At 65.9% G+C, this 12875-nt stretch carries 14 protein-coding genes; 8 read left to right on the top strand and 6 right to left on the bottom strand.

Annotated elements, in window-relative coordinates; translation table 11 throughout:
- Window positions 1–62 precede the first annotated feature (62 nt).
- The 3 genes from Q5H93_RS01960 to Q5H93_RS01950 all read left to right on the top strand — a co-directional run bounded on the left by Q5H93_RS01960 (window position 63) and on the right by Q5H93_RS01950 (window position 2529).
- Window positions 63–515, top strand: coding sequence for a hypothetical protein (locus Q5H93_RS01960; protein ID WP_305004794.1), 453 nt, complete (start codon window positions 63–65; stop codon window positions 513–515).
- A 145-nt stretch (window positions 516–660) separates the two neighbouring features.
- Window positions 661–1323: a hypothetical protein gene (locus Q5H93_RS01955; protein WP_305004793.1), complete on the top strand. Its 663-nt coding sequence runs from the start codon at window positions 661–663 to the stop codon at window positions 1321–1323.
- Window positions 1324–1413: 90 nt separating this feature from the next.
- Window positions 1414–2529 (top strand): catalase family protein, encoded by a 1116-nt coding sequence (locus Q5H93_RS01950; protein ID WP_305004792.1) that lies wholly within the window; start codon window positions 1414–1416, stop codon window positions 2527–2529.
- Between the two features lie 81 nt (window positions 2530–2610).
- On the opposite strand, the gene Q5H93_RS01945 is transcribed toward Q5H93_RS01950, so the two are convergent.
- Window positions 2611–3219, bottom strand: coding sequence for a DUF4269 domain-containing protein (locus tag Q5H93_RS01945; RefSeq protein ID WP_305004791.1), 609 nt, complete (start codon window positions 3217–3219; stop codon window positions 2611–2613).
- A gap of 55 nt (window positions 3220–3274) precedes the next feature.
- On the opposite strand from Q5H93_RS01945, the gene Q5H93_RS01940 reads away from it, so the two are divergent.
- Window positions 3275–4942, top strand: coding sequence for an MFS transporter (locus Q5H93_RS01940; protein WP_305004790.1), 1668 nt, complete (start codon window positions 3275–3277; stop codon window positions 4940–4942).
- Window positions 4943–5365: 423 nt separating this feature from the next.
- Here Q5H93_RS01940 and Q5H93_RS01935 read toward each other — a convergent pair whose 3' ends face one another.
- Together Q5H93_RS01935 and Q5H93_RS01930 are read right to left on the bottom strand one after the other, a co-directional pair.
- Window positions 5366–5941, bottom strand: coding sequence for a GNAT family N-acetyltransferase (locus tag Q5H93_RS01935; protein WP_305004789.1), 576 nt, complete (start codon window positions 5939–5941; stop codon window positions 5366–5368).
- A gap of 295 nt (window positions 5942–6236) precedes the next feature.
- Window positions 6237–7316 carry an SMP-30/gluconolactonase/LRE family protein gene (locus tag Q5H93_RS01930; RefSeq protein WP_305004788.1) on the bottom strand — a complete coding sequence of 360 codons (1080 nt, stop codon included), beginning with the start codon at window positions 7314–7316 and terminating at the stop codon, window positions 6237–6239.
- 140 nt (window positions 7317–7456) lie between these two features.
- On the opposite strand from Q5H93_RS01930, the gene Q5H93_RS01925 reads away from it, so the two are divergent.
- The 3 genes from Q5H93_RS01925 (at window position 7457) to Q5H93_RS01915 (ending at window position 9441) form a co-directional block, all read left to right on the top strand.
- Entirely contained in the window at window positions 7457–8467 is a 1011-nt protein-coding gene (locus Q5H93_RS01925; RefSeq protein WP_305004787.1) for an SMP-30/gluconolactonase/LRE family protein, read from the top strand.
- Window positions 8468–8517: 50 nt separating this feature from the next.
- Entirely contained in the window at window positions 8518–8946 is a 429-nt protein-coding gene (locus tag Q5H93_RS01920) for a hypothetical protein (protein ID WP_305004786.1), read from the top strand.
- Between the two features lie 66 nt (window positions 8947–9012).
- The gene (locus Q5H93_RS01915) at window positions 9013–9441 is read left to right on the top strand and encodes a hypothetical protein (protein WP_305004785.1); all 429 of its coding nucleotides are present in this window, start codon (window positions 9013–9015) and stop codon (window positions 9439–9441) included.
- A gap of 127 nt (window positions 9442–9568) precedes the next feature.
- Here Q5H93_RS01915 and Q5H93_RS01910 read toward each other — a convergent pair whose 3' ends face one another.
- The 3 genes from Q5H93_RS01910 to Q5H93_RS01900 all read right to left on the bottom strand — a co-directional run bounded on the left by Q5H93_RS01910 (window position 9569) and on the right by Q5H93_RS01900 (window position 12049).
- Window positions 9569–10123: a GNAT family N-acetyltransferase gene (locus Q5H93_RS01910; RefSeq protein WP_305004784.1), complete on the bottom strand. Its 555-nt coding sequence runs from the start codon at window positions 10121–10123 to the stop codon at window positions 9569–9571.
- Between the two features lie 43 nt (window positions 10124–10166).
- Window positions 10167–11381, bottom strand: a complete 1215-nt coding sequence (locus Q5H93_RS01905; protein WP_305004783.1) for a TPM domain-containing protein — start codon at window positions 11379–11381, stop codon at window positions 10167–10169.
- 89 nt (window positions 11382–11470) lie between these two features.
- Window positions 11471–12049 carry an NUDIX domain-containing protein gene (locus Q5H93_RS01900; RefSeq protein ID WP_305004782.1) on the bottom strand — a complete coding sequence of 193 codons (579 nt, stop codon included), beginning with the start codon at window positions 12047–12049 and terminating at the stop codon, window positions 11471–11473.
- A 69-nt stretch (window positions 12050–12118) separates the two neighbouring features.
- Between Q5H93_RS01900 and Q5H93_RS01895 the strand changes: the two genes are divergently transcribed.
- Window positions 12119–12871, top strand: a complete 753-nt coding sequence (locus Q5H93_RS01895) for a DeoR/GlpR family DNA-binding transcription regulator (RefSeq protein WP_305004781.1) — start codon at window positions 12119–12121, stop codon at window positions 12869–12871.
- Window positions 12872–12875: the final 4 nt, after the last annotated feature.

Here is a 12875-nt window from a genome sequence, read left to right as displayed (position 1 = left end):
ATCATCAAACAGCGCAGCAGGTTAGCCGCGCTTCCTGGTTCAACTCTTCACTGCTTTTCGCCATGCGCTTCTTTACTCTCGCCTCGCTGCTCTTCGCCTGCCTGTTTGCCCTCGCCACCTCGGCCAGCGCCGCTCGCACGCCGGCCAAAGGCCCGGTAGCTAAAATGAAAACCGTATCGTCGGTGAAAACGACGGCCAAAGCCAAGGTAGCCGCTCCCAAGACCCTGAAGACGGTAGACGCCCGTCCCGTAGCTCCCAAGTTTTACACCTTCACCGGCATCGTGCTGGGTCAGAACGGCCTGCCCCTGCCCGGCACCAGCGTTATCCCCACCGGCAAGCTCAGCGCCATGGTGGTAACCAACGAAGACGGCATCTTCAGCGTGACGCTGCCCGCCGCTGAAGCCGCCAACGTGAACCTGAAGTTTGCCTACGCTGGCCTCGGCGACTGGAACGTGAAAGTGAAAGGTGGCCAGAAGTCGCCCGTGCTGGTGACCATGCTGCCCGCTGGCATGTAAGCCGCGCTTACTCTGATATTTTGCAAAGGCGCCGGTGAGCTCACCGGCGCCTTTTTTATACCTTCGCCAGCTCAAGGATAATTGGCCCGACAACAGCCGGCAGCCGCCCAGCGTAGGAAGCCCGACCTTATTTTGCTTCAGCCTCATGCGCTCCCTGTTCGTTGCTCTGCCGCTGCTGGTCCTGGCGGCCTGCCAGTCGCAGTCGTCCGACACCACTACCGCCCAGGTGGCGCCCCTGCCGCCGGTGGCCGTGGATGCCGCCGTTCCGCCCGCCACGGCTGGCCCGGCGCCTGTTGCCGCCGATAGCGCGGCCCCCTTCTGGGTAGAGCCCGGCCGCAGCCTGGCCCGGCTGCGCCTGGGGGCCGATGCCGGCACCGCCCTGGCGCCGCTGGGCAAGCCTTCCTTCGGCGATGCGGCCATGCAAAAAGCCTGGGCCACCTGGTACGGCCGCGACAGCGCCCGTACGCAGCTCGACGTGTACACGGCCCCGCGAAACAATGATGTTGACCACCATACCGTGCAGTTGGTACGCACTACTTCGCGGGAGTTCCGGCTGCCGAACAGCCTGGGTGTAGGCAGCCTGCTGGCCGAAATTCAGGCCGCTTACGGCCAGTTGCCGCTGGCTGCCACGTACCAGCTCACGGCCGGCCCGCGCTACCTGTACGACGACGTGAAGCGCGGCGTGGCCTTCGAAACCGACGGCCAGGCGGCCGGCAGCCGGTGCCGGGCCCTCATCGTGCACCTGTCGGGGCAGGCCGTGGCTAGTGCGGCGCTGCCGATGCCGGAGTATCTGAAGCAGCTGAAGTAACTCGCGGCCCCAAGCTCAGCCTAACCACGGCGAAAGACTGTCGTAGAAAAAGCCATTCTTTTTCTATCACTCTCTTACTACTCAGCTTGCATGGCCGATAACCCTACTGCTTACGTGCGCTACGACAGCGGCGTCGAACAAATTCAACCTAACGAAGAACAGCTAGCCAACGAGACGGTGGAGTCGATGGCGCGGCTCAATCAGTTCTTCTTCGAGAAGTACCGCCATGCCGTGCGCGACGCCCACGCCAAGAGCCACGGCATCCTGCGCGGCGAGCTGCACCTGCGCCCCGACCTGCCGGAGCACCTGCGCCAGGGCATGTTCAAGCAGGCCGGGCCGTTTCCGGTCATCATTCGCCTTTCTACTTCGCCCGGCTCCATTGAGCCCGACAGCACGGCCAACGTGAAGGGTTTTGCGCTGAAAGTCATCGGCGTGGATGGCCGCAAGTTTCTGGATGCCGAGGCCGACGCCGTGACGCAGGACTTCCTGATGGTGAACGATACCATCATCCCGACCGGCGACGTGAAAACCTACCACGACCTGCAGCTGCGCATCGAGAAGCTGGCCAAGGCCCCCAAAATTGTGCAGACGGCCATCAACGAAGCCGGGGTGCTGGCCGATAAGGCTCTGGAAATCATCGAAGAACTGGGCGGGCCGAAGAAGGAGGTGAAGATGGTAGTGCACCCGCACCCCAACCGCCACATTCTGGGCGAAACTTACACCACGCTCGGCGCCCTGCGCTTCGGCGACTACGTGGCCAAAGTGGGCATAGCGCCGCTGTCGGACAATCTGAAAGCTATTGCGGGTAAAGAGGTTGATGTGTCGGAGCCCGGCGCTTACCGCGATATGGTGGTGGAGTTCTTCCGCACGCAGGGTGCTGAGTACGAGCTGCGCGCCCAGCTCTGCACCGACCTCGAAAAGATGCCCGTGGAAGATGCCGCCATCGACTGGCCGCAGGACCAGAGCCCTTACCAGGCGCTGGGCCGCATCGTCATCCCGGCTCAGGACGCGTACAGCCACGCCCGCCGCGTCTTCTCCGACGACGTGCTGTCGTTCAACCCCTTCCACTGCCTGCCGGAGCATCGGCCGCTGGGTTCCATCAACCGCGTGCGCCTCAAGGCTTATGAGTCGTCAGCGGCCCGGCGGCATGCTATGAATGCGGCACCGCGCGTTGAGCCGACGAGCATTAGCGAGCTGCCGGAGTAACCATGCGTCAGGCAGTGGTAGTACGAATTCCCCGCAGGGGTTCGTACTACCACTTTGTCGTTGAATAAGACTGCGCAGGCGTCAGAGTGGTAGTACGAACCCCTGCGGGGAATTCGTACTACCACTTCGTTCTAGCAGCGCCTGGAGTGCCGCGTCGCTCCACTCCTCCAGCGTCAGCAGCGCCGCATACGGGTCGCCCGTCAGCCCCAGCAGCTGGGCGAAGGCGGGCTCCGTCTTCATGCCCTGCGCCTTCAGGCGGCGCACGGCCTGCTGCCAAAGCACGCCGCCCAGCGCCAGCACCCGCGCCTCTACTACCATATGCCGGTAGGCATGCTGCTGGCGCACGGGGCGGGGCTGGCCGAATATCTCCAGCTCAAAGTCGGGGCGACGGAAGTTGCAGGCGGTGCTGGCGATGCCATTGACGATGCCCTCGGTGAGCGTGAAGCCGGGCAGCGTGCCGTAGTGGTCCCGCAGGCGCTGCCGGAACTGCGGGGCGGCCCCGGCGGGCACTTCGCAGATGAGGTCGAGGTCGCTGCCGGGCACGTCGATGTTGAGTGGGATGGTGCCGGCCAGCACGGGGTCGAAATCAAGGAGGGCCCCGGGCAGGTTGAGGGAGTGCAGCGTGGCGTGGGCCTGCTGCTGGCGGGCGGTGCCAGCCAGCAGGTAGCGGAGGTCGAACCAGTCGGGCATGGGCCGAAGGTACGGCCGCACCCTGGGGCCGCCGGGCTGCGTACAGCTTTCTTGCATGACTTCTACTGCTTCGCTTCCTACTCCCGGCCAGCCGCCTTCGCTGTTTACCCCCTTCACCTATAAGCTCTTTCAGGCCATCTGGCTGGCCTCGCTGGTGAGCAACGTGGGTACCTGGATGCAGAACGTGGCCGGCGTGTGGCTCGTGACCACGCTCACCACCTCGGCCCTGCTGGTGGCGCTCATGCAGACGGCCACCTCTATGCCGGCTTTTCTCCTGAGTTTGCCCTCCGGGGCCATTGGCGACCTCATCGACCGGCGGCGACTGCTGCTGGCCACGCAGAGCTTTATGGCGGTGGTGGCACTGAGTCTGGGGGCTTTCACGCTATTTGGGCACATTTCGGCCTTTGAGGTGCTGGGCTTTACCTTCCTGCTGGGCATGGGGGCGGCGGTGAATGGGCCCATCTGGCAAACGGTGACGACGGAGCTGGTACCGCGGCCGGTGCTGCCTTTTGCCATCACCCTCAATGGGGTGAGCAACAACATTGCCCGCGCCATCGGGCCGGCGCTGGGTGGGCTCATTATTGCCTACTATTCGCCGGGCTGGGTGTTTATGCTCAACGGGGTATCATTCGTGGGCACCTTCATCGTGGTGTACCGCTGGCAGCGGCCGCCCACCATGCTCAATGGGCCGGCCGAGCACTTTGGCGGGGCCTTGCGGGCGGGGCTGCGCTACGTGCAGTACTCGCCGGCCATCTACGCGGTGCTGGTGCGGTGCTTTGCTTTTTCATTCGGGGCCAGCGCTATGTGGGCCTTGCTGAGCGTGGTGGTGGCCCGGCAGCTGCACCTAAGCTCGGGCACGTATGGCGTGATGCTGTCGTGGCTGGGGGCGGGGGCCGTCACGGGGGCCTTCCTGATGGGGCGGGCGGGGCACCGGCTGAGCTTCAACCAGCGGGTGCTGATTGGCTCCTCGGTGTTCATTGGCACCAACTTATGCCTGGCGCTGGTGCGGGTGGAGTACTGGCTGTTCCCGGTGATGTTCCTCTCGGGCATGGCCTGGCTGATGACTATGACCAGCTTCAGCACCACTGTGCAGCTGCACGTGCCCAAGTGGGTGCAGGCCCGGGTGGTGAGCGTGTACATGCTGGTGTTTCAAGCGGGTATGTCGCTGGGCAGCATCGTGTGGGGCGAGTTGGCCGACCGGCTGTCGGTGCAAACGGCGCTGCTCATCGCCGCCGGCTGGGTGCTGGCCTCGCTGGCGCTGGCCCTGCCCTTCCCCATGCGGCAGGCCGAAAACCTCGACCTGGCCCCCGGCGAAAGCTGGAGCGACCCCGCCCTGCGGCCCGATGGCCCCATCGACCCCGACGACGGCCCCGTGGTGGTGATGATTGAGTACCAGGTGCCGCTGGCCGACCAGCCCGCCTTCCGCCTGGCAGCCGAGCGGCTCACCCGCCTGCGCCTGCGCGACGGGGCCCTGCGCGCCGGCGTATTCACCGACGTGAACTGCCCCACCTGCATCACGGAGCTCTTCTACGTGGCTACCTGGGGCGAGCACGAGCGCCAGCACCACCGTTTCACCCGCGAAGACCAGGCGGTGGAGGCGGAGGTGCGGCGCTTCCACACGGGCCCGACGGCGCCGCGGGTGACGCACTTCCTGGCTTTTCCCAAGAGCTTCAATGTGGAGCAGCCTACCGCCCCCCTGCAGATGGCCGAAACACCGCAGTAGCCGCACCGGAAGCCGTCTTTCAGCTTATGCCAGTAGGGCCAGAATAGGTAAATTGTATGGCGAGGAAGGGCAAACTGTATGGCAAGATTGGGCAAACTGTATGGCGGGGAAGGGCAAACTGTATGGTAAGATTGGGCAAACTGTATGGCAAGATTGGGCAAACTGTATGGCAGGGAAGGGCAAACTGTATGGCAGGGAAGGGCAATCTGTATGGCAGGGAAGGGCAATCTGTATGGCAGGGAAGGGCAATCTGTATGGCAGGGAAGGGCAATCTGTATGGCGGGGAAGGCCAATCCATACGGCGGGGAAGGGCAAACTGTATGGCGGGGAAGAGCAACCTGTATGGCTAGCAGCCCCGGCACAGAGGGCGCAGCTGACTGCCCCGGCCGTATGGCAAGGGTGGCTTACACAGTCTTTTATGCATTACTTACCGACTGGCGGCGCATCATCGCCCCCTGGCAGGCGCTCCAATAGCAGCGCGGGCTCGCCGTGGTAGGTGGTGCGGGCAAACTCCCGGAAGCCAAATTTCTCGGCCACGCGGCGCGAGGCCACGTTCTCGGGGTCCATGAGGCACACCATGCGCGTCGGGCCGAAGTGGGCGTCGGCCCAGGCCAGGGCGGCCGTCACGCCTTCGGTGGCGTAGCCCTTGCCGTGGGCGGGGGCGGCCAGCACCCAGCCAATCTCGGGGTACCCCTTGAGCGAGGGCTCAATCTGGCGCATGACTTCGATAAAGCCCAACACGCCGATGAACTGGCCGCTGGCCTTTTCCTCAACCGCCCAAAAGCCGAAGCCGCGCAGGGCCCAGTGCCCCACCATGCGCAGTATCCGCGTGTAGGACTCCTCCTCGCTGGGCGGGCCGGGGGTGAGGTAGCGGTACACGGCCGGGTCGTCCATCATGGCCAGGTAGGCGGGAAAGTCGGCCGACTGGTACGAGCGCAGGCGCAGCCGCTCGGTTTCGAGAATGGGGACCTGGTGGAAGGGTGGGCTGTAGGTGGGCATGGGGGCGAAGGTACGGCTGAGGTCCTAGCCTCCAAAGGCGTTAGGTTTTTTATGGTGGGTGGTGGGTGGTGGGTGGTGGGTGGTGGGTGTTCGGTATTGGGTGTTCGGTATTGGGTATTGGGTGTTCGGTATTGGGTGTTCGGTATTGGGTGTTCGGAGAGCGGTCTTCAACGTTTGATTTTCCACTTTCCCCAACACCGAACACCCAATACCGAACACCCAACACCGAACACCTAATACCCAATACCGAACACCCACCATAAAAAAACCTAACGCCTTTGGAGGCTGTGGCTCCTTACGGCAGCTTCACCCGATACAAGCGGAACGGGTACTGCACTTTGTCCACCCCGCTGTTCCACTTCGGCGTGCGGTTTATCTGCGAGCAGGTGACGTAGAGGTAGCCATCCGGCCCCACGGCGAAGGTGTCGGGCCAGCTCAAGCGGCCGTCGCGCACCAGGGTTTCGAGGCTGCCGGCGGGCGTGACGTAGCGGATGGCCTGGGCCGGCGAGTCGGAGAGGTACACGTTGCCGGCCCGGTCGGCAATCATGCCGTGCGAGACGCCGGTTTCGCCTACTTCCTCCACCCGGGCCGCCACTTCGGCCGGCTTGAGGGCGGCGTTGCGCAGCGCTTCCGTCGGGATGCGATAAAGCTTGGTCTGGTTGATGGCGCGGTAGTAGAGGTACGTCAGGTCGGGGCTGAGGGCGATGCCGTTGACGTTGCTGCTAAAGGCCTTGCCCAACTTGTCCTTCACCTCCTGGCCGTCGATGCGCAGCACGAAGCCGGGCGCGGTGGTGGTCGATTTATGGCCCTGCAGCACGAGGCGGCTCTTGCCCGTGCGCAGGTCGAGCACCACCAGGGCGGCCAGCTTGGGGTCGGAGAGGTAGGCCACCTGCCGGCCGGGGTCCACGCGCACGTCGTTGAGGCCCGTGCGCTCGCGGGGCAGGTCTTCGAAGCGGTAGGTGCGCTCCACTTTATTGGTGCTGAGGTTAATCTTCAGCAGCTTAATACCCGCGATGAGGGGCGCCTCGTCGTCGGGGTTGGCAGGGTCGAGCACCCACAGGTCGTCGTTGGCGTCGATGACGGCGGCCTGCACGTTCACGAAGCGGTTGGGGGCCTGCAGGGAGTCCCACTGGTTCCACGCGGCACTGGGGTAGGGCACGCGCTGGCCATTCACCAGTTCCACGAGGCCGAAGTCGTAGTCCTTCTTTTTCTTAGGGAAGGTAACGAAGGTGCGGCCCTGCTTCGACACGGCCACGCCGATGGGCTGGTGCCGGCCGAAGTCGGCCACTGGCTCCAGGCTTCGGGGAGTGGTTTGGGCGTGTAGGGTCACGGCGGCGGCCAGTAGTAGCACGGCGAGCAGGGCGAGTCTTTTCATGCGTCGGAAGGGTAGAATGGCTTAATCTAACGGCCGGGTTCGGCGCAGGGTTGGTGCCCCGGCCCCCAGCCCGGCCGCGCAACCTTCGCGCTCCGGGCCGGGTAAACGCAGGCTAGCTCCCTTCCTGCCGTCCTGTTCTCATGCGCTTTCTACTACCGTTTCTACTCGGCACCACCCTCGTGGCCAGTGCCCAGGGCTCCCGCTCTACGCACATCGGGCACCTCACCTGGCATTCGCCGGCCTTCACCCAGCTGGTGCCCGCCAATGCCCAGATTGAGGTGCTGGCCGCCGGCCTCGGCCACCTCGAAGGCCCCCTGTGGGTGCCCGACAGCAGCATGCTGCTCTTCAACGATACCAAAACCCAGACCCTCTACCGCTGGACGGAAACCCGCGGCCTGAGCAAATTCCTGGAGAAGAGCGGCTACACCGGCCGCCTGCCCTACAGCGAGGAGCCCGGCAGCAACGGCCTGGCGCTCGACGGCCGCGGCAACCTGCTCCTCTGCGAGCACGGCGACCGCCGCCTGGCCCGCCTGCCGCTGGCCGGCAAGTCGGGCAAAATGACCGTGACCGACAACTTCGAGGGCCGCCGCTACAACAGCCCCAACGACCTGCTGCCCCACCCCAACGGCTCCCTCTACTTCACCGACCCGCCCTACGGCCTGCCCCAGCAGGAACGCGACCCCCAGCGCGACATCGCCGTGGCCGGCGTGTACCGCCTCGACCCCAAAGGGGTAGTGACCCGCGAGCTCAGCGACCTCTCGCGCCCCAACGGCCTGGCCGCCACCGCCGACGGCCGCACGCTCTACGTCAGCGAGTCGGACTCGCTCCGGCCCCGCATCTGGGCCTACGAGGTGAAGCCCAGCGGCCAGCTCGGCAAGGGCCGGGTATTCTTCGATATGACCACCCTGTCCCGCCGCTTCAAAGAGCAGCCCGACGGCCTCAAGGTAGACCGCGCCGGCAACGTGTGGGCCACCGGCTTCGGGGGCATTTCCGTCATCTCGCCCGCCGGCAAGCTGCTGGGTAGCATCGATACGGGCGAAGTCATCGCCAACTGCGCCTGGGGCGACGACGGCCGGACGCTCTACATTGCCTCGGGCGCCTTTCTGTGCCGGCTGAAGACGAACGCACAGGGCGTGGTAGCTGGCAGGTAGGCTATTGTTCACGCCAACTACATAAGCGGGCTGCTAATTTTGTCCGTTGAATGACAACGGACCGACTGCCCCCGCCCTATTTCGAGAACAATGCCGGGCAATTGCTGGAAGACCCCGCCGGCTTTCTGCGCATCAACTGGAGCACGCGGGCGCGCACACTGCCGGAACTGCAGGACTTTTGCGAGCACATGCTGCTGGCCATGCAGCGCAACCGCTGGGCCCGCGCCCTGGGCAACCAGCGCGACATGACGCCCTTCACCCCCGCCGAGCAGCAGTGGGTGACGCAGAGCTGGCTGCCGCGCATGGTGCGCGAGGGTGGCTACCGCTTCGGCGCCCTCCTCGTGTCGCCTAACGTGATGGTGCGCCTGGCCACCGCCTACGTGACCACCAACGTGCAGGGCCTGCCGCTGGTGTACCGCTCCTTCGAGACGGAAGCCGAGGCCCTGCAGTGGCTGCAGCAGCAGCCCGGGCGCCCCTAGCGGCCCATCCTGCCCCAACTTCCGGCCGGGTTTGGCGGTTATGGCCGCCCGGCTGTCTTTTTCCGCATGCGCGCTTCCCTGCCTCCCCGGCTATACTTTCAAAACAATGCGGGCCGCCTGCTGCTCGATGCCGCCGGCTTTCTGCGGGCGGTGTGGGGCCCCGGCCCGCGCACCCTGGCCGACACCCAGGGCTTCTTCACCCACATGCAGCACGCGCTGCTGCGCCACGGCTGGAGCCGCATCCTCATCTCGCAGGTAGGCATGCCGCCCTTCACCGCCGAGGAGCAGCGCTGGGTGGCCCACGAGTGGCTGCCCGAAGCCGTGCACGTCGGCGGCTACCGCCACGGGGCCGTCCTGGTGTCGCCCGATGTGCTGGTGCGGCTGGCCACGGCCTACGTCACCACGCACGTGCAGGGCCTGCCGCTGACGTACCGCTCGTTTGAGATTGAGGCGGAGGCGGTGCAGTGGCTGCTGCAGCAGCCGGTGGGGCCGTAACCCCACCCCCCGCCCCCTCCCCTCCGGGAGAGGGGGAGCCGGTTATGCGCGGCCAAGAATCGTCAGGCTCCCCCTCTCCCGGAGGGGAGGGGGTCGGGGGGTGGGGTGAGCGGAACCGGAAGCGAGGCTACGGCACCGGCGCAGCCGCCGGCTCCACCGCCCGCGCAAACTGCCGGCGCCCCTCGCCTCCCTCCCCTACCGGCTCAAAGCCATTGAGGCGCAGCGCCTGCTGCGCCGCCAGGTTCTCGGTTTCGGGATGCGCCACCAGCCGGCGCACCATGCCGGTGGCTTCGGCCTGCTGCACGAGGCCAGCCACCAGCTCGGCACCGAGGCCCTGGCCGCGCCACTCGGGGGCGATGGAGAAGTTGATTTCGGCTGTACCCGCCTGGTCAGGGGGGCTCAGGAAGCCGCCGCTGCCCACCAGGGTGCGGGGCGTGTCGCCCTCGGCTTTGCGCAGGGCGTACCAGCCGTGCCAACCGGCGGCATCGCGGCCGCCCGCCGTGAGCTGTTCCAGCTGGTGGTGCATGGCTTCCTGGGTGTAGTGGCCGGTGGGCCACTCGCTGGGCAGGGCGGCGCCCAGCAGCACCGGGAAGTATTGGGGTTTGTGCAGCTCGGCGGTGAGCAGGGCCCGGCTGGCGGCAATGAGCATCAGCCGGGGCGTTTGGGTGATAAGCGGAATCATAAGGGCAGTATACGGCAAGAATGGCAATTGCTGCTACCACCGGCTACCACGAGCCGCTGTTGTCGTCGCCACCGTCGAAGCCCCCGCCGCCCATGTCATCCGACGAGAAGTCGCTGCCGCTGCTGCTGTTGTCGTCGGAGAAGTAATCGGCCGAGGACGAAGAGCCGGCATCGGTATCCGAGAAGTAGTCGGGGCCAGTGTCGGCCCCGGCGCTGCCGGCCGCCGCGCCCGCGCCCATCCCAGTGCCGAGGCCTGCGCCGCTGCTGCTGTCGTAGTTGTGACCGAGGCTGTTCGAATCATTCCCCGAAGCCATGCGGTTGCCCAGGTAAGCGCCGGCCGCCGCCGCTGCCCCCGTAGCCAGGATGCCACCGATGCCGGGGCCGCTGCTGCCCGGCTGGTAGCCGGGGCCATTGTTGTAGTTGCCCCCGGCGTTACGGTTCGGCTGGTTGCCGTAGAAATCGGGGCCGCTGCTGCCCGGGGTGCCGCCAGTCGCGCTGCCGCCCGAGTTACGGCGGAACATCTTCAGCAGCAGAAACCCGATGCCACCAATCACCAGCACCCCGATGAGAATGGTACCGATGCCCAGGCCGCCCGAGGGCGCTGGCTCGGCGGCGGGGGCCGAATAATCAGTTTCGGCCGGAGTAGTGGGGGCTTCGGTGGCGCTGGGCGTGGCCGCCGTAGAAGCCGCATCCCCCCCGCCCAGGGCGGGGAAGTTGTCGGAGCCGCCGCCGGGCACCGGGGTGCCGGCCGGCGCATTGCGGCGCGGGTCGGAGGCCGGGTTAGCCGCTAGCAGCAGGGTATTGAGGCCGGCGCGCAGGCCGGCAAAGTAGTTGCCCTGCTTAAAGCTGGGCAGCATCTGCTGGTTGATGATGCGGTCGGTGACGGCGGGCGTGATGGCGCTTTGCAGCCCCGAGCCGGCCTGGATGCTCACCTTGCGCTCCTGCCCGCTGAGCAGCACCACTACGCCGTTGTTTTTGCCGCGCTGGCCCACCTGCCACTCATTGCCGAGGGCGCGGGCGTAGTCGGCCACCGTGCGCCCGCCGAGGCTGGGCACGGTCACCACCACCACCTGGGGGCCGTTCTGGTCGGCGTAGCGGCGCAGGCCGCTTTCGAGCTTTTGGGCGTCGGCGGGGCTAAGCAGGCCGGCCTGGTCAGTAACAAAGGTGAAGGGCTCGGGCCGGGCCGGCAGGCTCTGGGCCAGCGCGGCAGATGAAAGGCCACTCGCCAGCGCGAGCAGCAGGAGAAGAATGCGAGTCATAGCGAAAGTGAAAAGGCGTGAGGTTTTCGGCTTCTACGGCCGCCGCCCCTTTTCGATAACCCAGCGTCATCCTTCTCCTGCCGACGTTCCTAGCCGCCCAGCTGCCGCAGCCGCAGATGTTGCAGCAGCATAATGGTCTTGCCGTCCTGAATTTCGCCCGTCGCCACCATGCCCAGCGCCTGCGGCAAGGTGATTTCCAGCACCTCAATTTCTTCTTCCTCTATGCCGCCCCCCGCCAGCCGCTCGGTGCTGGCCGAGTATTCAGCCAGGTAGAAAAACAGGCGCTCCGTGACCGAGCCGGGGCTCATGTAGGCCTCCATCACCTTCTCCACGGCGGTGAGGCGGTAGCCGGTTTCCTCCTCGGTTTCGCGCACGATGGCCACGTCGGGGTGCTCGTCGTCGAGCAGGCCGGCGCAGGTTTCGATGAGCAGGCCGGTGGGGTTGCCGTTGAGGAAGGTGGGCAGGCGAAACTGCCGGGTGAGCACCACCGTGTCGGCCGCCGGATTGTGCAGCAGGATGGTGGCCCCGTTGCCCCGGTCGTAGGCCTCGCGCGACTGCGTTTCCCAGTTGCCGTTTTTGCGCAAAAAATCAAAGGTGACCTTGCGCAGCACGTACCAGTTGTCGGACAGGATGGTCGTTTCGCGGAGGCGGATTCGTTCGTTCAGCATGAGAAGATTGTTCGTTTACGTTCGTTCGCGTTTCTTTGTGATTACTTGAACCAAGGTAAGCGCCTTCGCATGAACTTTCAGCTTCGCCAGCATCATTTACTAGCCGCCCTGGAGCAGCACGGCAGCCTCGAAGTGGCCGACATGGCCCAGCAGCTGCAGACCACGCCCATCACCATCCGGCGCGATTTGGCGCAGCTGGCGGCCCAGGGCCTGGTGTTGCGCACCCACGGCGGCGCCGTGCTGCCGCGTCCCGACAGAGCGCCCGTCGCCTTCGCCCGCAAAGCCACCGCCCAGCAAACCCAGAAGGAGCACATCTGCCGCGCAGCCGCCAGCCAGATTGCCGACGGCGACACCATCTTCATCGACTGCGGCAGCACCACGTTTCCGCTGTGCCCGCTCATCCGGCACCGCCGGGTGCGGGTGGTGACCAACTCGCTGCCCGTGGTGTTCGAGCTGCTGGACTCGGCCGTGCAGCTCATCCTGGCCGGGGGCGAAATCGACGCCGCCCGGCAGGCCGCCCACGGCCTGGTAACCGCCGAGCACCTGCGCCGCTACCAGGTTGATAAGGCCTTTATCGGCGTCGATGGCTTTTCCCTGGCCCGGGGCCTCACGGCTAACAGCGAGCACGAGGCCGCCATTACCCTGGCCGCCGCCAGCGCCGCCCGCCACGTCGTGCTGCTCTGCGATGCCAGCAAGCTGGAGCAGGACAAGTTCTTTCAGTTTGCGCCGCCGACACTAGTTAACACCTTGATTACCGACCCTTCCGCCCCGGCCGAGGTGCTGGACCGCTACCGCGAGGCCGGGCTGACGGTGCTCACGTAGGCCC

It is taken from the genome of Hymenobacter aranciens (assembly GCF_030580865.1).
Classification (GTDB): Bacteria; Bacteroidota; Bacteroidia; order Cytophagales; family Hymenobacteraceae; genus Hymenobacter; species Hymenobacter aranciens.
This window is presented reverse-complemented; position numbering and strand designations above follow the sequence as displayed.